Source organism: Paenibacillus sp. J22R232, assembly GCF_056269165.1.
Map to the genome: position 1 here is coordinate 1 of NZ_JBWDNK010000030.1, position 25,231 is coordinate 25,231.

Sequence of the window (25,231 nt, forward strand, 5' to 3'; positions counted from 1 at the left end):
AAACCGCAGGCAGTCTATCTGTTACGAAAGCGGCCCTTACAGTAACGGCAAATAATGCGACGCGTGAATACGGAACGAGCAATCCGGTATTTACAGGAACGGTAACGGGTGATTTGTCGTCAGATGGCCTTACAGCAACGTATGCAACGAGTGCTGACCAAACAAGCGCTGTAGGGAGCTATGCGATTGAAGCAGCACTGGTTGATCCGAATAATAAGCTTGGGAATTATGATGTAAGCAAAACAGCAGGTAGTCTAAGTGTTACGAAAGCACAGCTGACAGTGACGCCGCACTCCATATCGCGCTGGGTGAACAATGCGAATCCCTTCCTGGACGGTGTTGTAACAGGTGTGCTGAACAACGACAACATATCCGTGAAGTATGTGACGCTTGCAGAGCAAAGCAGCCCAATTGGCATTTATGCGATAGAGACTGAAATAATTGATCCTAATCAACGTTTAGGTAACTATGAAGTTACGAGCAATACCGCGAAGCTCAACGTGTACGATGTTCCGAAATTAACTTATGCTGCTAACGATACCGCTTCATCGGTTATTGGACCTCTCGGTCTTCCAGCAACCGATGATGAAGGTAGAAGCATTCAATGGGTTTCCTCGAATAATCAATTTGTAGATGGTGCGACAGGTTATGTACAACGCCCGTCCTATACAGAGGGGAATAAGAGCATCACACTTAAAGCGACGATAACAGCTGATGGTGCTACTTATGAATCCGTTTATCCGCTAATCATTATTGCGAACAGTAACACAAGTTCTGGAGTAGCCTATTACATTGAGGCTGTGTCAGCTAATGGAAGGCAACGAGTTGAACTAAAACTTGATGATTTGAAAAAGGGATTAGTTGCAATCCAATCAGATAGTGAAGTCGCAGAGTTTGTAATTAGTAAAGCGACATTAACGCAGTTAAAGGCCATTGCACCAACTATGAAGCTGCAATTCATTACAGCAAAAGATGAAATGACCATACCCATTCAAGAGATAGCGATTGCAAGGAATAATCATGATCTAACCATTAAAATAGGCAGAGCAGAGACGACAACAGAATTAGTTGAAGTTAACAAGAATCTTGGCGCAAATGTTTGGGCAGGGCCAGTTGTGTTCAACGTTAATGGACTAGATGATCAAGGTAGAAGCACTGAGATCTCAGCTTTCACAGCCTATGTTGAAAGAAAGATTGTGCTGGATGCCCAAGATTCCGATTTTGCTACAGTTGTACTTTGGGATGAAGAGAAGCAAGCGTTCACCTTTGTTCCCGCACATTTTGTAAAAGAGAATGGTAAAGTCACAGCAATTGTGAAGAGTATGCGAAACGGCTATTTTTTCGTAATGGATCGCCGAGTTAGCTTTGTAGATTTGCAGAATCATTGGGCAAAGTCGGATATAGAGTTACTTGCAGCTAAGTTCATCGTTCAGGGGCGTAGCGAAATGAATTTTGATCCGAATGGAATGCTTACCCGTGCAGAAACGGCTGCATTACTTATACGTGCAATAGGGATTCCGATGAATAACACTGAATTAAGCTTTTCTGACGTGGATGGGAAATGGTATGAAGCAGATGTTATCGCAGCTGAGCAGGCGGGATTAATCAAGGGATATAGTGACGGTACTTTCCGTCCGAACAACCGTGTGACACGCGAGGAGTTGGCGGTTATGCTTACCCGAGCTATTGCTTATGCTAATCCTTCTTTGCAGACAGCTAATAGGGTGTTAGCTTTAACAGATGCGGAATCCATCTCATCTTGGGCGGAGGATTCTATCCAGCAAGCGCTTAGTTTAGGTATCATTAAGGGCGATCAGCAAGGTAATTTCAAGCCGCAAGCAGAAGCAACACGTGCAGAAATGGTTACATTACTCTCACGTATGCTTAAACTATTAAGCTTTATGTAGGATTGGATTTTTGGTCCGAAGTGAACATTGCTGAAATTTGTACTGAAAGCCACGTACCGCCATGAAAATCCACAGCCGAAATAATCTGCATCCCACTTGATAGATGGCGTTTAGTAAACGGGGTGTTGTTTAAAAGGTTGTGGATTTTTTATTTTTAGACTCCCTGTATTAATCAACCAGACGATGCAAGTCGACCAGTTCTTCTCAAATTATGAGTTATTCCACTAGAAAGAAAGTTAGTAGTGAGAAGTGATCATTTGTTAAAGCATCTGAATGATAAAAATCTATATACTGTTCGTCCATTTAAAGCTTACTGCGAAACAGAAATAAAGTGACTTGAGCAAGAAATAGCAATTAAATAACCGCGTCTTATCGGCAATACTTACTTGCTGTTGGGCATAATTCAGGAAGATTGTTTTAAGGCACAGATATGAATTTTTTACTGTTAAAGGAACTTCAGTATGAGGCTAAGGAATTATTGCGCGAGAATAATGACTCGATAATTTTGCCTGAGAGTTCTTTTGTATTCTCTATGCACCAGGGATATGAAATTAGATTTTTTGAATGCGGAATTCAGTTAATCAATAGGGAATATAAAGTCAGACTGAAGGCAGCTCCTCGTAGATCTTAGTCCTGACCAAATAACATTATCATCACTCTGCGGCGATATCGTGGTTTATACAGCTACGCTTCGTCTCCGCCATGTAAATCCACTACTGTACAAGGTTGTGGATTTTTCATTTTCTATTTGAGTCATTTTGATTTTTTAAGGTTTGTAAGCTGCTTGGCGCGTGGAAGAAGGAGAGAATAACGAGGAGATTTTCTGCGTGAATTAAAGGAAGAAACGGGATGCGGTGCCTTTATCATGCATGAGCTGCCATAAATGTTTATCTTCAATTCTCAGTAGATTAGATGTGCGAATTCTGAGATGAATTCGTATGCGCGTCGTCCCGATATAATGATAGAATAACAAGAAGCATTGCGTACGGATTGGAGAGGACCTAGGATGATACTTACAGAAGCTATGAATGTAAAAGAAATGACGACTGGCACCTCAATGGACATTGGCTCCTTTTTACATATAGCTATAGGAATGACTGAATCGGTACATCGGGCTCATAAGCAGAATGAATTATGTGGAAATTTGAATCCGGCGAATATTCAAATTCAGTTGGATATGAAAGCTGTTATTCTCACTGATTCGCTACTCATGGATTATACATATATGTCTCCTGAACAAACGGGCAGAATCAATCAGATGCCAGATGGGCGCAGCGATTTGTATGCTCTGGGTATGATCTTTTATGAAATGCTGTCAGGGCGTCTGCCGTTTCATGCACAAAGTGTAGAAGAATGGATACATGTACACCTTGCTGTTGTACCAAAGCCACTAAGCGAATGGCGTTTGGATATGGCTGGCTCGCTTGAGGCTGTTATTATGAAGCTGTTGTCGAAAAATCCGGAAGATCGCTATCAGAGTACTTATGGTTTATTAAGTGATTTGAAGCGGTGCGCTTTATCGATGGAGGAAAAGGGAGAAGTCATATCTTTCGAAATCGCTCAGGCAGATGAGGCAAGCCGGTTTCGGCTTCCTCACACCCTCTTTGGTCGTGAAATGGAAGAAAGAGCTCTCAGAAATGCTTTCGAACAGGCAAAATCCGGTACATCTTCGTTCGTTTTCGTTAGCGGAAGCGCAGGAAGCGGTAAAACGGTGCTCGTTCGAGCACTTCAGATGTTAGTTAGAAGGGATGGCGGTCGGTTCGTTAGTGGCAAATGCGATATGATGAATCGCGACATTCCGTTCTCTTCAATGTTGGAAGCTTTGCGAAGCCTAATTCGACAATTATGGAGCGACTCTCCGGATCGAGTAGCGAAGCTGAAGAAACAATTAACAAAGGCTTTAGGCCTGGGCGCAGCTGTCATTGTACAGCTTTTACCGGAAGCTGCGGAACTGTTCGATGTCGTTCCAGCGATCGAACCGCTGCATCCTGCTGAGGCTGCTATTCGCTTTAACCGCTTAGTACCTCTATTCATAAAAGTATTTGTAGATAAGCAGCATCCCTTAGTCATTTTCCTGGATGATCTTCAATGGGCTGATCCCGCTACAATAGATGTTCTTCGTACCATTGTACATGATCAGGCACGGCCTGGCTTACTCGTGATCAGTGCGTTTCGGGAGGAATTCGCTTTAGGATGGCAAAAACATGAAGAGAATAAAGTAGATGCAGCTGCATGGATGGCAAAGTCGCTTTCCTTACATGATGAATTCCAATTATCTGTACATCATATCCATCTCGAGGCTCTGTCCTACATCGAAGTGAGACAATTCGTATCGGATGTTCTTGATGAGAACTCCTCCCGTATTCGCTCGCTCGCTGAGGTGCTATACCACCGAACAGGCGGCAATCCACTATACCTGAATCGTCTACTCGACAATCTGTATCGAGAGAATAAGCTATATTATGATGAAGTAGAGGCGTCATGGGTATGGGAACCATCTGTCATCACGGAAATTCCTGAGGATCCGGACATTGTACATTTAATTGAGGCTCGTATTCGTATGCTATCCCCCGAAAAGATCGAGCTGTTAGCCATAGGAGCAGCTATCGGACATCGTTTCTGTTCATTAACGCTCTCTTTAGTAAGTGGATATTCTCTGCTGCATGTACGCAGACTTCTGCATGTCATAGAGGAAGAGGGTCTAATCTGCCGAGAAAATGACACTGATGAGTCAGACGGTGTTGAACGTTATTATCGATTCTTGCATGACCGTATTCAACAGGTAGCTTACATGACCATGTCTGAATCGGACCAAACGAGCTTACATCTGAGCATTGGCCGTGTCATACGAGATGATTTATCAAGTGAGAGTGTATTTACTATATTTGACATGGTGCATCACTTGAATCTGGGTAGCAAGAAGATAGTGGATGATGCGGAGAAGAGAGAGCTTGCCGAATTTAACTATCAGGCCGGTTTAAAGTCTAAGGAAACAACAGCATTTACGGCTGCTCTGCATTTTTATGAGATCGCTTTACGTCTGTCTGGCGGCGATTGGCAAAATACAGCGACCCTTGATTACCGGCTTATGCTGGAGGTATCGGAATGTGAATATATGTGTGGTCATACAGGTCGCGCGGAGGAATTGCTCGCAGACTTAATGTCTTGCACAACAAACGTGGTTGAACGTTCTCATATTTATTTGATACGTATTGCCATGTATTCGTATTTGAAGAAGGATGAAGCGGCTGTCCATATTGGGCAGCAGGCGCTAGCAGAACTCAGCTGGTATTTACCAAGCAAGCCTTCCAAAGCATTAGTGATAAAGGAAATATTAATGACACAGAGCGCATTGTTCAATAGGGGTAGCGAGGTTCCTCATTTACCGATTAATCGTGACCCGCGCTATAAAGCATTGTCAGACCTGGTCATGGCGATTTCGCTCCCTGTCTATGTACTAAGTCTAGAGCAGTCAGCTGTGTTATTCGCAAGATTTGTTCGTTATGGTCTAAAGTATGGAAGCAATGAGGCTTTCTCCTTTATGCTTGCCAGTTACGGGATGGTTATTTATAAAATGTCAGGTTTCCGTATGGGGCCTCAATATGTAGATCAGGCATTCCATCTAGCAGCTTCCTTTGACAGCGCAGACCTGCGAAGCCGATTATATTATCTGAAAGGCCTTGTCGGGATTATTAATCCGGATGAAGGGATTAAGCAGTTTGAGAAATCAATTCAATATGGGATGGAATCGGCTAATCTAACCTATGTTAGCATTGCGATGATGACGACTATAACAAACTACACCGGCGATTTGTATTCATTATCTACACGGATCAAAGATTATGAAGAGACTTCACAGCAGCTTGTGGACGGAGTCACACGTAATATTTTTCGTAGGGCGAAATGGTACATCGCACAAATGCAAGATGGGGCTGGAGAAAGTGATGAAGTCGCTACGTCCTTACTAAACGAGCCATACAAGGATTTTTTGAATAACGAGGTCTATTATACATGCACCTGTAACATAGAAATTGCTTATCTCTTCGGGCGGTACCGGGAAGCCCTTGAATGGGCCAAGAGAGGCGAGAGGAATACATTCCTCCAAACTCGGCCGCATGTTCGTAAACAAAGGATGTACCATTCATTAACGCTTGCTGCTATGTACTCGGAAGCGTCGCCGAATGAGCAGAAGAGGATACGGATGAAGCTGCGTAAGCACTTGCGTTCCATGAGGCGATGGTCTGGCTATAGCGGCAAGGATTCGTCGACTTATTTGCTTATATCAGCTGAATTCTATCGGATGGAGGGCAACAGAGCTGCTGCTGCCGAGCTATACGAAGAGGCAATCCGGGCAGCCCGCGAAGCGGGAGAGGGGCTGATGGGGGCTATTTCTAGTGAACGGGCCTCTATATTCTATAGGCAGATGGTGAGTGTGAACGGTGCGGAGGCTCTTATTGCTGATGCATGTGAGGCTTATACAAGATGGGGCGCTACTGCCAAAGCAAGGCAGCTGAGAGAAACAAATGAAGGATTAAGAACAGCCGCGATTGAGAGAATAGGGGATGACAAGGCAGTTACAGAGGAACCTAGAGCAATCGAAATCAAGTCTGAATTCACTTCTTGGCTTACTGTGGACAATAGGCCATACAAACAGCAGCAAGAATGGATGAGTTCACTAGACCATTGTCATACCATGGACCAATTCCTGGAGCTTGCAATCCGCTATTCTGGTGCGGAAAAGGGATTTATTGTGGGTAGCGAGGGAGAGAGTTACGCCGTTGAAAAGGAAGTCTCAATGAGCGATAGTAGCGGAGCTTCGTATGGTGAGTCTATTATCCGTTATGTACGGAAAACAGGCGAATCGGTCGTACTTGCTAATGCTTCGCACAGCTCTTATTCCGCTGATCCCTCTATTCGTAGAAACCAGTCCCAATCCGTACTGTGTATGCCTGTTCTTTTCAAAGGAGGACTAACGCCATTCGCACTTTACTTGGAGAACAGTCTTATAGCCGGCGTTTTCACTCAAGAAATACGGGGAATGCTGGAGCAAATGATTGCCCGAATGATGTATGTGAAATCATTAGATGAAGCTCGCAGCCCAAGTTATTCACCAATCGTTCCAACAGATGATCTGTCATCAACTTCTGCGAAAGCTTCACGGCTGCTATTCGAATCGCTTACAAATCGTGAAACAGAGATCCTGTACGCGCTGACAGATGGATTGACGAATAAGGAAATTGCCTATCGATTCGGATTAACAGAAGGGACAGTCAAAGGCTATATTCATAACGTATACGGAAAACTGGGCGTTAAAAGAAGGAGTCAGGCAATCGCCCGTGCAAAGGAGTTAGCACTCATAAATTAGTCATTTTTCTACAATAGGCGGAAGTGTTCCAACTCCAAGTAAAGTGACGTCAAAAGACGGCAGCCTAACGCTTCCAGTAGGATCAATTGGCGAGGTAAGCTTGGAAGAGCGGTTCACGATTACCGTGCCTACAGGCGCAGTCAGTCAGGAACTGAAATTAACGATTACGAAATTGCTGGATACGAAAAATGTGTTAGTCCATAAAGAGGTTCTTGCAAGCTCGATATATGAAGTATTGAAAAACATCCCGGGTAATTTCATCAAGCCTGTAACGCTCACCTTTGCTTTCGATGCGAACAATGTGAAGAGCGGCCAAGGGGTTGCGATCTTCTATTTCGATGATGGGAAGAAAGAATGGGGTGGACGGAACGTTCAAGCCAGGTAAAACGATAACCCGTGCAGAATTCACCGTGATGCTGATGAAAGCATTGAACGCTCAGGAAGCAGGAGCGGAGCTGACCTTCACAGATAAAGCGGACATTGGAACTTGGGCGCAGGCTGCGGTAGCACAAGCGGTGCAAGCTGGCATTATTAGCGGTTATCAGGATGGGACCTTCCAGCCGAATGCCAATATTACGCGGGCGGAGATGGCAACGATGATTGGGAAGGCATTCAAGCTGCTGCTAGACCCGAATGCAGTCACCTCTTTCGCAGATGATTCATTGATTCCAGTCTGGGCGAAAAGTGCAGTAGACGCCCTGAAAGAGCGCGGCGTAGTGAAAGGTACGGGGGCGAATACATTCAATCCCCGCGCACAAACAACAAGAGCGGAAGCGGTTGTGATGCTTTTGAATACGTTGAATCCAGTAAACGAGAATAACGGTCAGTAATAAGACATGTTTGTCTTCACTGTCTACTCGACATATGTGGAGTTTGTTGCAAGGTAATATCGTTATGGGTATTGAAGGGTATATGTTTCACCGAGGTCTGCTGAGAGAGCAGGCCTTTTTTTTATGAACTATCCTACAGTCATATTTGATACTGTTTTGCGCTTAACCTTACTATAGTGATCTATTTTTTATTTTCATTTTCAACATTAATGTTCATGTTCTTTGCTCATTTTTGTAGGGTTTGCAAAGGGTAAATGTTGAATCATTATTTGCCTGAATGAAAGGAATGTACGTTTTTCGATATCACGTTAAAAATCGAATATATACGTAATTGTTCCAAGTCCATATAATTTGAAGCGTACCACCAATGTTAAAGAAAAGGGGAATTTTATGAGTCGATATGTGAAGGTTGCAAGGTTATTAACGCTTTCGATTGCAATTGCACTGTTACCGACATTAGCTGCTTGCACGAACAGCAACAATCAAAACTCGGCCAGCCCGGCAGCCTCAAACAGTAGTCCGTCCGCAACGGAACCCGCTAAAGCGGAAGAGCCGGCGGAGATGTGGAACCAGAAGTTCGACCCAGCCGTTACGATTACGACGGCCATCGTAGACGATGGAACTTCAAGGGGGAATGCGTTCAAGCCCGGTGAATCCATGGAAGACAACGCGAATATTCGCTGGATGAAAGAAAATATGGGCATTAATGTGAAATTCGACTTCATCGTAACGAAACCGGAAGATTACGATACAAAGCTTCGCCTGCTGCTCTCCAGCGGAGGCAAGCTGCCGGATGCATTCGCCGCAGGGAATGATCCGCTGCAAAACCTGCTCGCGGCGAAAAAACTGATGCCGCTCGACGAAGCCATCGAGAAATACGCGCATCCCGAGTATAAGAAGCTGCTGGAGAAATACAGCTACGCACTCGGAGAAGTTAAGAAGGACGGCAAAATCTATGGATTGCCCGCTTTCTTTATGGGCGACGAGGGCACGGTCATGTGGATTCGCAAAGACTGGCTTGAGAATCTAGGACTGGAGCCGCCTAAATCGCTGGATGAGTTTGAAAACGTTCTCAAACAATTCACGGAAAACGACCCCGATCAGAACGGCAAGAACGACACGACCGGTTTGGCCGTGCCGCTTAAAGAAGGACCATGGACATGGATGGGGCAGACAGACGCGATCGTTTCCGCCCTCACAGACCAAATGATCAATACGTACGACGTGCGCTTGTTCTGGAACAAAGGCACTGACGGCAAGCTGAGCTATGGCGCGATCCATCCGGACGCCAAGAAATATTTGCAAAAGATGAAAGATTGGATGAGCAATGGCTACATGGACAAGGAAGCCGGAATCAAGGATCCGGGAAAAGCGTCGGAATTGACAGCGAGCGGCAAGGCCGGCATCATGTTCGGACCGTTCTGGATGGGCGATTGGCCGCTCGGTGACGCGACCAAAAACAATCCGGATGCTGACTTCCAGCCATATCCGCTTCCATCCGGGCCGGATGGCTTGGTGGGCCGTGCAGAGAAGCCGTTGACCCAAGGTTTTACGGTCTTTAACAAAGACTTTAAACATATCGATGCTTGGTTCGCGTACTTCAATAAAATATTCGCGAAGAAATTGGAAATGGAAGGCGATCCATTAGCCGATCCGCGTTGGAAAGACGGCTACCATGAGGGGTACGACTATGTGAAATTGGACGGCAAAGTGATTAAGGGCAACTACGAAGAGGCCGGCGTACCGGCAGACCAATGGCCGCTGAAAGACGGCGGAACGATGGACATTAGGTTCATGATGACGAACATTCTAGGCAACTTTACAAGCATCCCGCACTCCAACGTTGCGGCAGTCAAGAAGTATTTGGCCGATCCGAACGCAGAACCGTTAACGGCTATGGAGTTCGATACCAAGCAAATGAAGAAGAGACAGCTTGACGCCGCTGGCGTTCGGATTAACCAAACCGTCACCGAAGGCAAAAACTATTTTACCGGACCGATGACGCAAACGATGAAGTCTAAAGGCGAATTGCTCAAGAAGCTCGCTACGGAAAGCTATCTGAAAATCATTTATGGCGAAAAGCCGGTCGAATACTTTGATGAATTCGTCAAGCAATGGCTCGATAACGGTGGCCAGAAGATTACGGACGAAGTCAACGAATGGTATGCGAAAAACCAATAATAGCCGCTGACAACATGTGAAGAATAAAACTACGATGACGGAGGAGAGGGGTGCCCTTGGCTCTCTTCTCCTCTATTTTTCTGAGGATAGGAAGGATGCATAATGGCAGCGTATTGGCGAAAAACTTGGCCGTTTCATGTTCTATTACTGCCGGCCATCGTACTGGTCTTCTTGTTTCAATATGTTCCGTTGTTCGGAGCCGTAATTGCCTTCCAGGACTATGAGCCATGGCTTGGAATTAAAGGCTCGCCTTGGGTAGGCTTCGATCATTTCCGGTACCTGTTCACGTATCCGGACGGCAAGCAGATCATATGGAACACGTTAATCATTTCCGGATTCAAATTAATCGTCAATTTAATCGTTCCGATCATTTTCGCGCTCCTGCTAAATGAAGTCCGCAAGACGTTATTCAAGAGATTCGTACAGACGTTTGTCTATCTGCCGCACTTTCTATCGTGGGTCATCCTGGGGGGCATTCTGATCGATATCCTATCGACGGAGGGAGGTATCGTCAATCGGCTTCTGAATTCGTTCGGCATCCAGAGCGTCTTTTTCTTAGGTGACGGCACATGGTTCCGGTTTACGGTCATTTTAAGCGACGTGTGGAAAGAATTCGGATTTTCGGCGATTATTTTCCTGGCTACGCTTGTGGGCATCAATCCGGCTCTATATGAAGCGGCTGAGATTGACGGGGCTACGCGTTGGCAGCAGGTCAAATTGATTTCAGTTCCGCTAATGATGCCGATCGTTATCGTAGTTGCGACCTTGTCGCTAGGCAGGATTTTAGACGCCGGATTCGATCAAATTTTAAATATTTACAATCCGCTCGTCTATTCGCACGGGGATATTATCGACACGTTCGTCTATCGGGAAGGACTCAACAACGGACAGTTCAGCTTCGGAACGGCGGTCGGGCTATTCAAATCGGCGATCGGCTTCATCTTGATCGTAATCAGTTACAGAATGGCTTTCAAATTAGCCAACTACCGTATTTTTTAAGGAGGACGACCATGCGCTATCGCTCTAGAGGGTATACCGTATTCACGGTTTCGAACACAATCTTGCTTAGCCTGCTGTCGATCATTTGCATTCTTCCGCTCCTTCACGTATTTGCTTTGTCATTCAGCTCGCGGGCTGCGGCAACGGCGAATATCGTCAATTTCTGGCCGATTGGCTTTACGACGGATGCCTATGTGAAGACGCTCAGCAACGCGATGTTCCTCCAGTCCTTGTGGACCGGGGTAGAACGAACCGTGTTAGGAACCGTGCTCTCGATGGTCGTCATTACGATGGCAGCCTACAGTTTATCGAAATCCATCCACAAATTTCCCGGACGCCAAATTTACATCTGGGTGTTCGTCTTTACCATGCTGTTCTCGGGAGGTCTCATTCCTTCCTATGTGCTTATAAGCAAGCTGAAAATGATCGATAGCATATGGGCGTTGGTGCTGCCCTCGGCCGTCAGTGTATGGAATATGATTCTGATGCTCAATTTTTTCCGGACCATCCCGCAGGAGCTGGAAGAGGCAGCCTATATCGATGGGGCTGGCCATCTGAGAGTGCTATGGAGCGTGTATTTACCCGTGTCGATGCCGTCTATCGCGACGTTGTCTTTGTTTACGATGGTCTTCCATTGGAATTCATGGTTCGACGGCATGATCTATATGTCCAATCCGGATGGCTATCCGTTAGCCACGTATTTGCACTCCATGATAGTTAGTGACAACCTGTCGAGGGTTGGTGTAACATTGGAAAGCGTAGCAAATTTTTCTAATCGAACCGTCAAATCGGCGCAAATTTTTATCGGAGCTTTGCCTATTTTGCTTGTTTATCCTTTTTTGCAAAAGTATTTCGTTAAAGGTATCGTCCTTGGCTCGGTAAAATCCTGAAGGGATTATAGCCTTCTCTAAAATAAGACCGAATGGGGTGAGCCCTATTTATAAAATCAGACGCGGCGCGGTCGGCAAAATGAATATTTTCACGAAAGTCATGATCGTGATCGTCCTGATGCTTATCCCTATCATCGTCATGTACAATTCTTCAAATAAAACCAGCACCGATGTTGTCGAGCAAGAGCTGCTCCAGATGAATTTGAATCGAATCCAATTTTTCGTGGACCAGATGGACGTTGAAGCGGACCGCTTGTGGAGATCGGCCTTTGTCATTGCGGCCGACCCTGATACGCTGCAAATGCAGCTTAAGACCTCCTCTGAGCCGGATTATTCCAAACTCGCTTCGATGAGGCTTTTGCAGCAAAAGATAGCAATGCAATCAAACTCCTTTGAATGGGTGAATGATTTCACCGTCTATTCGCCTCTTTCGGATATCGCCGTTTCGACGAATTTGAAGCAAATTTACGATGCGGAGTATTTCAAGAATGCGATACAGGAGCGGTGGGATTATCGCGTCATCGTGTCGGACCGGGGGCCGGAGAAAGCGTTCGTAAGAGATTTGATCACGCCATTCGAGTCGCTATCCACGCAGGCAGATCCGAACTTATATGTCGAAGTCGCGTTTACGTCGAATAACCTAGTGAAAATGCTCGAAAGGTTTATGCAAGGCACGGTCGGACAGCCTTTTCTTTACCAACCGGGCTTTGAACCGATCATACCGCGGGAGCTGGACCCTGAATTAGCTATAGCCATGGCGGAGCAATTCGAAATCATTAGGGCACAGAATCCAACCAAAGGTTCTAATAAGATCACCTTTAAGAATGAACCGTATCTCGTCAATTACGTCATCTCAGACTCTATTGGATGGTATATCGTCGATTTCCAGCCGATGAAAAAGGTGCTTGCCCCCATCGATCACAGCAAACTGATGTTTTATGCCGCGGGGCTGCTATTGCTGTTGCTCGGCATTGCCTCCTCGGCGCTGCTGTACCGCAACGTACAGAAACCGATCAACGATCTGATCCGAGCGGTGAAATCGCTTAGGCGAGGCGCTTACGATTATCGGATCAAGCTCGGTCCCTCCAACGAGTTCCATTATTTGATTGAGCAGTTTAACTTGATGTCCGAGGATATTCAGACACTCATCGATAAAGTATATGCGGAGGAGCTTCACGCCAAGGAATCCTCGCTCAAGCATTTGCAAGCACAGATCAACCCGCATTTTTTGTATAATAACTTCGCCTATATTCAAAGCATGGCACAACTGGAACGCACGAATGTGATTGTCGCTTTCACCCAGCATCTGAGCCAATACTATCGTTATACGACCCGAACGGAGCAGCAATTAACTTCATTGGCGGAAGAGATGGAGTTGATTCGCAATTACTTGGAAATCCACCGGATGCAGTCCGAACGGCTGCAATTTCATGAACATATGGAAGCGGGCATGCTGTCTATTCTAATGCCGAGGCTGCTGCTTCAACCGCTTATCGAGAACGCGATCGTCCACGGAATGGAAGGCAAAATAGGGAAATTCGAAATCATCATTTCGGGGAGCAGGAACGAGGATGGCTGGGAGCTCGCCGTAGAGGACAACGGAGTCGGCATGCAGCAAGAAGATATCGAATCCTTAAGGCATTCCTTATCCCTTCAGGCGAGCTCGGATCGAAGCCTAGGCATGCGAAACGTTCATCAGCGTATAAAGCATTACTTCGGCCAATCCTCGGGGCTTCAGGTTGAGCATTCGAACCTAGGCGGGCTTCGAGTGGCGTTGATGATTAAGGACGGAGGCGATTCCGATGTTGGAAGTTCTGATCGTAGACGATATCCCCTCTCAGGTTGATAGCTTCGCGGCTACGATTCCGAAGGAGGAGCTTGGGATAGGCCGTATTCATAAAGCCTATTCCGGAAAAGAAGCTTTAACGCTATATCAGGAACAAAACATTCATATCGTCATTACGGATATTCGGATGCCCGAGATGAGCGGCATTGAGTTGATTCGGGAAATTCGCGAAATAGGGCGCAAAGTTAAGATTATCGTTATATCGGGGTATGCGGATTTCGAATATGCCAAAAGCGTTGTTCCGTATAATACTTCCGAGTATTTGATGAAACCGGTAAACCCGAACCAACTTCGGCAGACGCTGGCAAAGTTAGCCGAAGAAATCGCTAGTGAGCGGAAGCTTCAGCAACAGCAGCAGCGCGACGTATACGCCTTTCGTGAAAATTTGCCTGCGCTGCAAGGCGAACTGTTGAATCGTCTATTGTACGGTTATTGCATCCCGAATGCCGAACTCGAACGCAAGCTGTTCCTCTTAAACTTACCTTTCTCCTTGCAGCAGCAAGTAGGCTTGTTTATTGTAAGGCTGGAGGGAAAGCTGCAGGATTACGAGCGCATGGATAAAGAACTTATCGAGTTTGCGGTTACGAATATGGCTGAGGAATTGCTGCGGGACGCTTTTCATTTGTGGTTTTGCCGGGACCCTAACGAATACCTTGTCATAATTGTCTCGGCCAAAGATAGAACAGGCGCGAACGAGCAGGCCCTTCGGAATGGGATGGACACCCGGATGGTAGCCTTAAAGAAAAAGGTGGAATCTCTCTTGAGCGGCAGCATTTCCGTCGTGCTGGCAGAGAATTGGACGCACTTTCCTGAAGGCGTTCCCGCTCTGTATCGGACGGTAATCGATGGAATGAGGGTAATCGAAGAAAAGCGGCAAAGCGTATTTTTGCGGATCGCCGACAATGACAATCAGGTTCAGATCGGTACGTTAACATCGCTGTATCGGCCGCCACTTCTGATTCATTTGCTCGATACGGGAAACTGGTTACATGCGGAAGAAAAGCTAATCGAAATATTCGTTGAACTGAAAAGCAAGAATTATCCTCCCGAGCATGCGAACGAAGCTTATTTCGCCATTGCCAACGCCTACCAGTATATGGCGCACAAGAAAGGGAAGCTGCTTAGTGAGTTCGGCGAGTCTTCCTTCGGGCTCATGCCGGCCGCTCCATCGCTTCAGCAGTTAGAAAAGTGGGCATTCTTCATGCTCCGAAGCCTTAGGGAGCAATCGAAAGATTCATCAGAGAAGCAGACGGGTTTAGTTGACAAGGTCCACCATTTCATTGGGGTGAACACAGACGGCAACTTATCCCTGCAGACGATCGCGGCGCACATCGGTCTTCATCCCGCTTACTTGTCGAGGGCGTACCGGGCCGAAACGGGAAACAATCTAAGCGATTATATTATGAGATACCGGATGGAATTGGCCTCTTACTTGCTGCGCAGCACCGATAAAAGAATATACGAGATCGCCGAAGTGATCGGTTATCAGGCCGTACCTCATTTTATAAAGCTGTTTAAGGCCTTTACGAACATGACTCCGCAAGAATTTCGCGATAGAAGGGGACTGTCGTGAGTGGTCTGCTTAGCAAGCATACTAAATGAGTTGATGCTACTGTGGAAGCAATTACCGTTATTAGATTATTCATATTCTCGATAAGCGGTTATTCGCCTTGAAGCGGGAGCAATGTCCGGGCTGCTGCGGTTTATTGACGAGAAGAGTATGGTTTGGCGACGATACGTTCCGACCGAACGACAGAATAACGCGAGAGCAGGCATTTACCACCATGGCCAAAGTGATGAAGCTGATTAATTCGGATAAGAATTTGGAAGCGGTAGATATTCCTCTTTAGCTCCGTGGTTATACGGAAGCGGGCAGCATATCGCATTGGGCGAAGCTTGGCATTGCTAATTGTTTGGAAGCTGGCATAGTGTCGGGACATGGTGGGAATAAACTGCCGCCGAAAGCTTCTATTACACGAGCCGAAGTTGCGACCGTCGTATTAAGATTTCTTCTGCAGTCCGAACTGATCTAGCGTGCTAACAAGCCTGCTTCTCAAACCAAAATGACAAGAATAAGCCGTTATCTATGGAAAACTCCAAGATAACGGCTTATTTGATGTTTAAATAGAATGCTGCTTAGAAACTTTTTGATTACCTACCGTTTATAAAGAACGTTTGAATTAAATTGGACACAGATTTATCATACAATGCTTTAGCTGTTGATTCGTCTGGAATATGTCCCCCCATATGAAGGTGAATAATGCCGTGAAGCGGTGCCCAAACCAGATTAACTACAAATAGGGGGTCTTTTTCGGCAATAAACCCTTGCTCAATGGCTTTTGTAATAATAGTGATTATTTGTTGCAATGCTGTTCCGATAGCTTGTAAACTTTCTTCTTCCGGCTTAAATTCGCTGAAGGCCCCCCCAAACATAACCATATAGTAACTGGTGTAATGCCGTGAGAAGTCCCAATAAGCATGGGCAAGACCGGAAAGATAAAGTTTAAGCTCGGCTTGTTCTGGAACCGCTTGAAATGCGGAAGCTAACAATTTGCATCCTTCCAGAAAAAGTTCTTTAGCCAGGCCTTCCTTGCTTCCAAACAAGTTATAAATGATTTTTGTAGGACATTTCATTTTATCGGCAACCCGGCGAATGGTTACAGCCTCGGGGCCATGTTCCTGCATAATCGATGCAGCAGCTTCTATAATATTTAGTTTCAATTTTTCGGCATGCTGAAGCTTGGCTTCAGGGTAGGTTATAACTGAACGAACATCATTGGAAGGTATTTTGGACGAATTGTGCATGTCATTTCACACCCTTAGAGCTTTAGTTTTCTAGAATAGCCTTCATTGCTAAACCTTATTTTACTGTCTCGGGAAGCAAAATGCCAATTTATAAATGGATCTGCATGTTTAGAGGTAATGAATCGGTTAATTTGAGGTACGAAGTACTCCATTTGACATTATAACCCCTTTTTAATACAATGATTCTAATTGAAACACCGTTTCTGGAGAACAAATAAGGGGAGAGATGATAAAATGGTACGATTAGAAAACAAATGGACATTGATTACTGGAGCTTCTTCAGGCATAGGTGAAGCTTTTGCACATGAATTTGCATCAAAGGGGAGCCATTTGATTTTAGTCGCTCGCTCAGAAGCCAAACTGAGTGCATTAGCTGAGAGGTTGCAAAGAGAACATCATATTCAAGCGAGGATCATTGTTTCTGACTTATCTCAAGAAGGTTCCCCGGCCAGGCTTCATCATCAATGCGTGGAACGTGGTCTGAGCGTTGACATTCTCATTAATAATGCGGGATTCGCTACTCATGGGCTTTTTGAGCAGCTGTCTGGCTCAAGGCAGCATGAAGAAGTGATGCTCAATGTAATGGCGGTTGTAGATCTCACCCATTTATTTTTACCGGAAATGTTGAGAAGGAAAAGCGGAGTTGTCATTAACGTTGCTTCAACAGCAGCATTTCAACCTCTCCCTAATATGGCCGTATATGGTGCGACTAAAGCTTTTGTATTATCATTTACACAGGCCCTTTGGGAGGAAAACCGAAAACGCGGCGTGCAGTTTCTTGCATTATGTCCCGGTTCAACGGAAACAGAGTTTTTCAACGTTGTGGGGGCCGATGAAGCTTCAGTGGGAAAACGGGACACTCCACAAAATGTAGTCCAAGTTGCGCTTCGTTCGCTTCAAGCTAAAAAAACATATGTGATCCCAGGGTTTAAAAACTACGTTTCTGCTCAAATGTCTCGCTTCTTCACGCGAAAACAAATGCTTTTTATCGTCGGACGAATGCTCCGTGCACGTCATTAAATCATCTTAAAGTTCAGGAATCCTGCCATTCAGATAGGGTGTAATGGACAATTTGGAAAAAGATTCGAGTGATCGTCGTAGTTTCCATGCGTATTTATAATTTAGAACATAGGAGGATACATGTCCTGGAGCAAATTGAAGCAACAACTGGAGGGTTTTCTCTCTCCTGCCTTGCATGGAAGGGTTGAATACCGTTCAACCAGCTACCGCTATTTACCTGATAAAGCTGGGCTTTGTTATATTGCGGTAGATAAAAAGAACGTATTCAATATGAATGATTTAACGACCTTAATCAAATGGTACAAGACGGAACTGGAAATAAAAAATGATTCAAATATTCAAATTCCGATCGCCGATGAAGAAATTGAAGCGCTCAGAAAAGAAACCGAAGGAAAAGTTCCGGAGGACCGTCTAAAAGTCATTTTTAGAGGCAGGAAAATATCAGAATATGCAAAGGAACTTTTGTCAGCGCAGTCATCATTAAGTAAATCGAATTTTACCGTTGCAGCTAATCATTTTTTATCCACTTCTATAGAGGAAAGCCTGGAGAGCAGCGATATCCTCTTGAATATTTTAGCTTTGGTGGACAGACGAGTCGGTAAAAAGAGGATTTTGAACTTGGCCGAGAAGATGAAGTTAAAGCATCCAATCGTACAATATTTTTATGAGCTGCGACGCAGCACGCTATGACAAGAAATAATAGTTTAAATTCTCCCTGACTATATGAAAACGGCCGCCTTGGACTTCGTTCATCGTCCAAGGCGGCCGTTCCGCCTAAATCATTATGACTGGTTTTTTGCAAGCTCTTTCCGTACGATCGGTGCTACCTTCGTGCCAAGCAGCTCAATGGCATGCAGCACTTCGCGGTGAGGCATCGTTCCAACATTGACATGCAGGAAGAAACGCGTAACTCCTAGGTTTTTGCGAAGAAGAAGGATCTTCTCGGCTACGTATTCCGGATCGCCAACATATAGCGCGCCGCGCAGGCTTCGGGCTGCGTCATAAGCGTTGCGGTCGTAGTTCTGGCGCCAGCCGCGCTCGCGCCCGATGACATTCATCTGTGCCTGCGTTGGCAGGAAAAACGAGTCGGCAGCTTGCTCGGTTGTATCCGCGACAAAGCCGTGTGAATGCGTCGCTATGGACAGCTTGCTTGGATCATGGCCTGCCTTTGCCGCGGCTTCTTTATACAGCTTGACGAGCGGAGCGAAGCTCTCCGGCATGCCACCGATAATGGCGAATGCGATAGGAAGGCCGAGCACACCCGCACGAATGGCGGACTCCGGGTTGCCGCCGCTTGCGATCCAGACCGGCAACGGGCTTTGAACGGATCTCGGGTATACGGCAAGATTGTCGATGGCCGGGCGATGCCCGCCACGCCAAGTTACCTTCTCGGAATCACGGATAGCGAGCAGAAGCTCCAATTTTTCTTCGAACAGCTCTTCATAATCGTCCAGGCTATATCCAAACAGCGGGAAGGACTCGATGAACGAACCCCGACCTGCCATAATTTCTGCACGCCCATTCGATAGGCCATCCAGCGTGGAGAAGGCTTGATAGACGCGTACGGGATCATCGGAGGACAGAACGGTTACCGCGCTTGTCAGACGAATATGCTTCGTCATTGCCGCGGCAGCTGCGAGTACGACTGCAGGCGAGGTACCGGCGTAGTCGGCCCGGTGATGCTCGCCGATCCCATAGACATCGAGGCCGACCTGATCGGCCAGCACGATTTCTTCGACCGCATGGCGAAGCCGCTCTGCGTGGCTGATGACCTCGCCTGTCACTGGGTTTGGTGTCGTCTCCAAAAACGTACTTATTCCTATTTCCATGCTTGCTGCTAAATCCGTCATTTCAAAACTCCCCTTTCGTTCCTTCTATTTTACTCATTTATTTATGGTTTCTCAACTTTAGTAAGCGAAATTCTGATGCGCTGCGAGAACCGATTCTATCTTTTCATTTGAAGGACGACAGCTGCCGGAATGAATGCATCCACGTTCAAATGCCTTCTTCAGTTTTGGATAAGACCGTTGGAGTGGTTTTTCTTATTGGCAATGTATACAATTGATAGGTACCCTTAAGATAGAGATGTCACATCATATAGCGAGCATAGAAAATGAAAGCTTATAAAGCCGGATTGGAGGACGTGCAGCATGGGCTTATTCGATTTTTTTCGAAAAAAGAAAGCAGATGCGTTGCTTGTGTCTGACTCGGAAGTTGATCAAGGCTTGGTAGAAGAAAAGCTCGCAGCGCTGCTTGCGCTTAGCAGAAGACTGTCTGCTGGCAATGAAGATATCGTGCAGGAGGTTAGCGATGCCTATCTGGCCCCGGACGAATACTGCGAGAAATGGCAGGATCGGCTTGACGATCGGGGAATAACGGGTCCGATGGAAGGACTGCCTTGGTTTGCGTTGGTAGATGCGCTGATAGATGAAAGATTAGCCGATGAAATGGATTGGAAATCAGAGGGAAGCACCGTTCTTTACGTAACCCGAAGATTAATTGCGAGGAAGCAGCTTCTCCCTCATGATATGGACTGGTCCGAGTTTGAATACGACGAGCAGCAGCGGACAGAAAAGATGCTGGAAACGATGAAAACCAAGCTGCAAGCATACGGCGTTGCGCTGGCATACATGGATATTGAGAGTGACAGCTATGTGTTGATAGCGGTTGAAGCAGAGCAGCTCGGCGAATTGAAGCAACTCGCTCATACTGCCGGGTACCGGATTGGTGACCATTTTTCCAGCTGAGAGGCGGGGTGAGATAAGAATGAGCGATTTAAAAGCGTATGTTCGCAACCTGCTCCTACGGATGACTGTGGAAACGAACGAGCAGGGGGAAGAGGTACAAAGCTCTGCGGATAAGGTGTCATGGAAGGCGATGCGCGAAGCGGAAACGCTGAATGATCCCGCAATCATTGATGCAGCTGCCGAGCTGCTGAATGAAGCAGCGGATGAAGAGACAAAGCTGCATATATGCTTCATACTGAGTCATTTGGCTCATATAACAGGAGATCCCCGGGCCGTGCGCTTGATGCTTGGCGTGTTTGCGAACACAACGAGTAATCGAAGTGTTTCCCGGCTGCTATGGTCGTTCGCCCGTGTTCCAGAAGTACCGGATTCCGCGCCATTTCTTAAGCTCAGCCACTCGCCGAACGGCGCAATGCGAAGAGAAGCAATACGGGTATTGGGACGCTGCCGGCAAGACGAAGTATATGAACGTTTGATACAGCTGCTACAGCAATCAAAGGATGACTACGATATTATTTATACGTTATGGACCTTGCGTGACCTTAGCGTAGCCAAGGCTTTGCCGCAGGTGCTTTCGCACCTGAGTTCCTCTGCCGGAGAAGTCCGGAGCTTGGTTATCCGTTATGCGGCTGACTTTGGAGATGCTTCATATGTGCCGTGCTTTGTTCATGCGCTGGAGCATGACCGTTCGCCAGACGTGAAATGGAATGCAATGGAGGCGCTCGATAAATGGGGCGGAGCTGCGGAAACGGCGCTTGTATTAAAAAGATGCAAGGGGATAACGGCTAGGCAGCGAAAGGGCGGAGGGCAATTTCCGATGAGCGAGCTTATGCATGGTTTATCTGTTTTATGGCGGTTCGGTAGAGACAAGCCAGAGGTGCAGAAGCTGCTAACAGACCTTCGCACGACCAAAAAAGACAAGCTGTTCGAGCATGAAGCAGTCTGGTTAGAAGCATTTTTAATAAAGTAGTCTGAATAATGGTCGATTTAACAAACGTTTAATTGTACATTTGGCATGGTTGTTTATTAGGGTTGTAATCAAACAATTATGACGTATTTAAAATTTCATCATAAATAGCGTATATTGATTTTGATCATAAACAAAATGTATCAGAGGAGAAATCCAAATGTACGTACCTTCGCAATTTGAAATCACGGATTTATCAATTGCCTATCAGATTATTCGAGAAAATAGCTTTGCTACATTGTTTTCTCAACATAACGGGGCTCCATATGCTACCCATTTGCCATTAATTCTCGATAATTAAGCTAGTGGCGAATGATTGTAAACTACCAGGAGCGGATATTATAGGACGTTTGGCGAAAAAATAAGCTTCATTAAACGCAGGCATGTTTTTTGGTATAATAAGAGGAATGAACGTAGAACAGGTGGAACAAGGAGAAAACATGAACAGTAATGATTTTTTACCGATTATACTTGGAAGCGATGAAAATGCATATGGAAACGTACGGCTTATTCATGAGGCTTACCAGATCAGACCGCTACTGCTGTGCACGCGACTGTTAATCCCAACGAAGAACAGCAAATTGTTCGACCTTATTCAAATCGATCGATTTGACCATGATGACGTATTTCCTGGCGCTTTGCTTTCCATATTGGAAAAATACGCTGCCCCGAACAGAAAGCTTGTTGTCATTGCTTGCTCGGATTACTATGCCAGCATGTTGTCGCGTCACTATAGTAAATTTAAGGGACTTATTGCGAATCAGTTTATTTCTGAGGCTTTGCTTGATACGTTTGATACAAAAGATAAGTTCTATACTTTATGTGAGAAGCATGGATTGGATTATCCAAAAACGATTGTCTGTGAGCCGCATGAGCGCGAAAGAGCATTGGAACAAATGGATTTTCAATTCCCTATCGTCGTAAAGCCTGAAAACAGCAATGCCTTCGCTTATTTGCATTGTCATTTTGAAGGCAAAAAGAAAGTGTTTTTCTTTAAAACAAAAGATGAGTATTTAACGATGGTTAAAAACATGAATGCTTCCGATTATAAAGGGAAGTTAATTATACAGGAATTTATTCCTGGCGGTGATAGTTCGATGCGTGTCATGAATAGCTATTCCGATAATAATGGGAAAGTGAAAATGATGTGTCTCGGCCAGCCGGTGCTTGAGGAATATGCGCCGAAAACATTGGGCAACTACGCAGCTATTATTAGCCGTTCGGATATGGACATTTATCAGAGGGTAAAAACATTTCTTGAAGAAATCGGCTATGTCGGATTTTCAAATATCGATATGAAATACGACAGCAGAACAGGCAAATATATGCTGTTTGAAATTAACCCGCGGCTTGGCAGAAGCAGCTTTTTTGTGAGGGCGGGAGGACTTAATATGATGGCTGCGCTGATCGATAATGTGGTCTATGGTAAAAACACAGACTGCATTTACAACCAAAATACAGCCTTATGGACAAATGTGCCTAACATTGTATTGCGGAAATACGTAACAGACCCCGTATTATCGGCCGAGATTAAAAAGCTGAGCAAGCAGAAAAAAATACTCAAAACACTTTGGTATAAAAAGGATCTAAACGTGGAACGCGTTCTAAGAGTCTCACGGTATTATTTCGGGCACATAAACAATTACCGCCGTTTTTATTTTAACAAGGAAGAGATGTAGGGAGCGAATTGAGAGAAACGTACGAATTATGGAGAAGTTAGCCGGATGGCAGCTGCTCCATTTTCGTTAAGACCGGAGTATCCTGAGCGTACTTGTTCGGAGGTTTTTACAAGAATTTATAGCTTCAGTCTTAAAGGGTAAAACCTGTCCGCTGCAGAATCCATGTAGGCCATTATTTTGGTTAAACTTAAACATTACGCTAAAAAGTACGTGAGTAAAACGAAACAATGGCAGTCAAAGACGTTATTTCTTGTCTATGACTGCCATTGTTCTTTTTCGTTTTAGTCTAGTCCTATATTTTTAATGGATTAATTGGACTGGATAAGTTCACTGCGCATCAGTAAACGCTCTACGATAGCAGCTGTCTCCGCGCGGGTAATGGCGTCTAGCGGACGAAGCGTACCGTTGCTGCCAGCGATAAGGTCGTAGCCTACGTTAAGTGCAGCGGCCTGCTTCGCCCAATTGCTAAGACGGCCGGCATCGGAAAAACCTGCTAGGCGTTCCTTCTGCTGCTCTGCCGTTACATTCGTGTCGAGCCCTGTAAGTTGCATCGCTTTCGACAAAATGACCATCGCTTCTTGTCTCGTAATGCTGCGGCTTGGATCAAACGAGCCATCCTCGTAGCCTTGCAGCAATCCATAAGCCGTCGCCGTAGATACAGCTTCATAATACCAAGCATTCTCTTTCACATCATGGAACGGAGCTTTCTTTTCTGCCGTATGCAGTCCGAGCGCTCTAGTTACGATTGCTGCAAATTCTGCTCTCGTAATTTGGCTGTTCGGTAAAAAAGCAGCTGCGCTTGCACCATTCAGTATAAGTCTCGCGGACATATTCTCAATGGAGGATTGCGCCCAATGTCCGTTAATATCCGTGAAGTTCTTGGCGTCATTGTAAATAACGGAATATACGCTGTTGGTCAGGCTATTGATTACCGCGTAAGAATGACCGTCCTTCACGATGATTTTTGTTGGCACATGAGCAATGCTTCCATCTGGAAGAAGTACGATCCCTGTCGTAATCTTTTGGTGATCGACGCCAGTAGGGATAGCAATCGTCCGTTCTACGAAAGCATCGAAACGATCTACGGTTACCGATTTTCCTTTGTAGGTTGCGGTGATATGGAAGTCAACTGCCGGCGCAACGAGCTGGATTGCGCCATCCTTGTCGAGGTCGCCAGTGAAATCTGCTTTTGCAATATGAACGAGAGCGACTTGAATTTCGATATCTTTCAGGTCGATGTCGCTTCCGAGCTGTGAAACGATAGCTGCAATATTGACTTCAGCGGCTGGAATGGTATACGTTGCATGTTCCGTTTCTACCCGAAGCACAGCGCTTTTCGATTCCATGTCTTTGACGGTTTGGGCATCAAGCACGCTATTGACGATGCTTGATCCGTTGCGTACAGGTATGGTCAGTACAAACCCGGATTGCGCTGCGTTTAGATTTGCCCTTAGCTTAGCCCCGTCTACGGAGACGGTGGTTTGCTTTTGACCATTCACGTTCGCAACCTGCGCAGTTGCGGCATTGCTTTGTACAGCCCCGTCCAAAACAGGATTGATTTGTTCGTTTGGCTGTGTGTTTGGCGTGCCGCTAGGAGTATCAGGATTCGTGATTACTGGCGGGGTGCCTGCAATGTTGCTGCTCATAACCGTCACATCCGTCCATGCTGCAACTTTGCCGTCAGCATCAACAGAGACGACGAAGATATGCTGTCCTAGGACGACCGGAATGCTGTCGCCAGCACTCAAACTGCTCGTATAACCAAGCGATGCTGCTTCGGCGCCGACAAACGGTTTCGCGTAAGCACCCGGTGCCGCTACGATGTACTTCAAGGCTTCACTTCCGCTTGCGGTTGCAAGTTTTGTCGTGCCAACTGTGTCGCCTGCTGTCCAGCTAAGCCCCGTCAAATCAGGTGCGGGAACAGGCTGAGGAACAGGAGGAGCTGCAATGTTCTCAGCAGCAACGGTAACATCCGTCCATGCTGCAACTTTGCCG

19 protein-coding genes and 1 pseudogene are annotated in these 25,231 nt (G+C 45.9%); 17 read left to right on the plus strand and 3 right to left on the minus strand.

What is annotated here, in order from left to right; all coding sequences use genetic code 11:
• The 11 genes from AC0YN3_RS32590 to AC0YN3_RS32640 all read left to right on the plus strand — a co-directional run.
• Positions 1 to 1,907 (plus strand): S-layer homology domain-containing protein (locus AC0YN3_RS32590; protein ID WP_475778980.1); only part of this gene is annotated, 1,907 nt, incomplete at its 5' end.
• A 1,006-nt stretch (positions 1,908 to 2,913) separates the two neighbouring features.
• Positions 2,914 to 7,272: a BREX system ATP-binding domain-containing protein gene (locus AC0YN3_RS32595; RefSeq protein WP_475778981.1), complete on the plus strand. Its 4,359-nt coding sequence runs from the start codon at positions 2,914 to 2,916 to the stop codon at positions 7,270 to 7,272.
• Positions 7,273 to 7,372: 100 nt separating this feature from the next.
• Complete coding sequence (locus AC0YN3_RS32600; protein ID WP_475778982.1) at positions 7,373 to 7,657, plus strand: hypothetical protein; 285 nt, start codon at positions 7,373 to 7,375, stop codon at positions 7,655 to 7,657.
• Complete coding sequence (locus tag AC0YN3_RS32605) at positions 7,632 to 8,102, plus strand: S-layer homology domain-containing protein (protein ID WP_475778983.1); 471 nt, start codon at positions 7,632 to 7,634, stop codon at positions 8,100 to 8,102. Before AC0YN3_RS32600 ends, AC0YN3_RS32605 begins: the two co-directional genes overlap by 26 nt.
• Before the next feature lie 390 nt (positions 8,103 to 8,492).
• Complete coding sequence (locus AC0YN3_RS32610) at positions 8,493 to 10,283, plus strand: extracellular solute-binding protein (protein ID WP_475778984.1); 1,791 nt, start codon at positions 8,493 to 8,495, stop codon at positions 10,281 to 10,283.
• Positions 10,284 to 10,385: 102 nt separating this feature from the next.
• Positions 10,386 to 11,282, plus strand: coding sequence for an ABC transporter permease (locus AC0YN3_RS32615; protein WP_475778985.1), 897 nt, complete (start codon positions 10,386 to 10,388; stop codon positions 11,280 to 11,282).
• 11 nt (positions 11,283 to 11,293) lie between these two features.
• Complete coding sequence (locus AC0YN3_RS32620; protein WP_475778986.1) at positions 11,294 to 12,172, plus strand: carbohydrate ABC transporter permease; 879 nt, start codon at positions 11,294 to 11,296, stop codon at positions 12,170 to 12,172.
• Positions 12,173 to 12,209: 37 nt separating this feature from the next.
• Complete coding sequence (locus tag AC0YN3_RS32625) at positions 12,210 to 14,018, plus strand: sensor histidine kinase (RefSeq protein ID WP_475778987.1); 1,809 nt, start codon at positions 12,210 to 12,212, stop codon at positions 14,016 to 14,018.
• Complete coding sequence (locus AC0YN3_RS32630; RefSeq protein ID WP_475778988.1) at positions 13,975 to 15,591, plus strand: response regulator transcription factor; 1,617 nt, start codon at positions 13,975 to 13,977, stop codon at positions 15,589 to 15,591. The genes AC0YN3_RS32625 and AC0YN3_RS32630 overlap by 44 nt, the downstream gene beginning before the upstream one ends.
• Positions 15,592 to 15,688: 97 nt before the next feature.
• Positions 15,689 to 15,868: an S-layer homology domain-containing protein gene (locus AC0YN3_RS32635; protein WP_475778989.1), complete on the plus strand. Its 180-nt coding sequence runs from the start codon at positions 15,689 to 15,691 to the stop codon at positions 15,866 to 15,868.
• 27 nt (positions 15,869 to 15,895) lie between these two features.
• Positions 15,896 to 16,051 (plus strand): S-layer homology domain-containing protein, encoded by a 156-nt coding sequence (locus tag AC0YN3_RS32640; protein ID WP_475778998.1) that lies wholly within the window; start codon positions 15,896 to 15,898, stop codon positions 16,049 to 16,051.
• Between the two features lie 118 nt (positions 16,052 to 16,169).
• On the opposite strand, the gene AC0YN3_RS32645 is transcribed toward AC0YN3_RS32640, so the two are convergent.
• A complete protein-coding gene (locus AC0YN3_RS32645; protein WP_475778990.1) occupies positions 16,170 to 16,823 on the minus strand; it encodes a TetR/AcrR family transcriptional regulator in 654 nt (217 codons plus the stop codon).
• A gap of 234 nt (positions 16,824 to 17,057) precedes the next feature.
• Between AC0YN3_RS32645 and AC0YN3_RS32650 the strand changes: the two genes are divergently transcribed.
• Positions 17,058 to 17,843 carry an SDR family NAD(P)-dependent oxidoreductase gene (locus AC0YN3_RS32650; protein WP_475778991.1) on the plus strand — a complete coding sequence of 262 codons (786 nt, stop codon included), beginning with the start codon at positions 17,058 to 17,060 and terminating at the stop codon, positions 17,841 to 17,843.
• Positions 17,844 to 17,963: 120 nt separating this feature from the next.
• Entirely contained in the window at positions 17,964 to 18,533 is a 570-nt protein-coding gene (locus tag AC0YN3_RS32655; protein WP_475778992.1) for an SF0329 family protein, read from the plus strand.
• Between the two features lie 92 nt (positions 18,534 to 18,625).
• Here the strand turns inward: AC0YN3_RS32655 and AC0YN3_RS32660 are convergent, their stop codons facing one another.
• Positions 18,626 to 19,693, minus strand: coding sequence for an LLM class flavin-dependent oxidoreductase (locus AC0YN3_RS32660; RefSeq protein WP_475778993.1), 1,068 nt, complete (start codon positions 19,691 to 19,693; stop codon positions 18,626 to 18,628).
• A 300-nt stretch (positions 19,694 to 19,993) separates the two neighbouring features.
• Here AC0YN3_RS32660 and AC0YN3_RS32665 point away from each other — a divergent pair, with 300 nt between their 5' ends.
• The 4 genes and pseudogenes from AC0YN3_RS32665 (at position 19,994) to AC0YN3_RS32680 (ending at position 23,236) form a co-directional block, all read left to right on the plus strand.
• Positions 19,994 to 20,590, plus strand: coding sequence for a DUF6630 family protein (locus AC0YN3_RS32665; protein WP_475778994.1), 597 nt, complete (start codon positions 19,994 to 19,996; stop codon positions 20,588 to 20,590).
• Positions 20,591 to 20,609: 19 nt separating this feature from the next.
• A complete protein-coding gene (locus AC0YN3_RS32670) occupies positions 20,610 to 21,560 on the plus strand; it encodes a HEAT repeat domain-containing protein (RefSeq protein ID WP_475778995.1) in 951 nt (316 codons plus the stop codon).
• A 157-nt stretch (positions 21,561 to 21,717) separates the two neighbouring features.
• A pseudogene (locus AC0YN3_RS32675) lies at positions 21,718 to 21,852 on the plus strand (FMN-binding negative transcriptional regulator); the annotation flags it as partial.
• Positions 21,853 to 21,997: 145 nt separating this feature from the next.
• Positions 21,998 to 23,236 carry a carboxylate--amine ligase gene (locus AC0YN3_RS32680; RefSeq protein WP_475778996.1) on the plus strand — a complete coding sequence of 413 codons (1,239 nt, stop codon included), beginning with the start codon at positions 21,998 to 22,000 and terminating at the stop codon, positions 23,234 to 23,236.
• Between the two features lie 308 nt (positions 23,237 to 23,544).
• Here the strand turns inward: AC0YN3_RS32680 and AC0YN3_RS32685 are convergent.
• Positions 23,545 to 25,231, minus strand: a 1,687-nt coding sequence (locus tag AC0YN3_RS32685) for an S-layer homology domain-containing protein (protein WP_475778997.1), incomplete at its 5' end; no start/stop codon positions are given.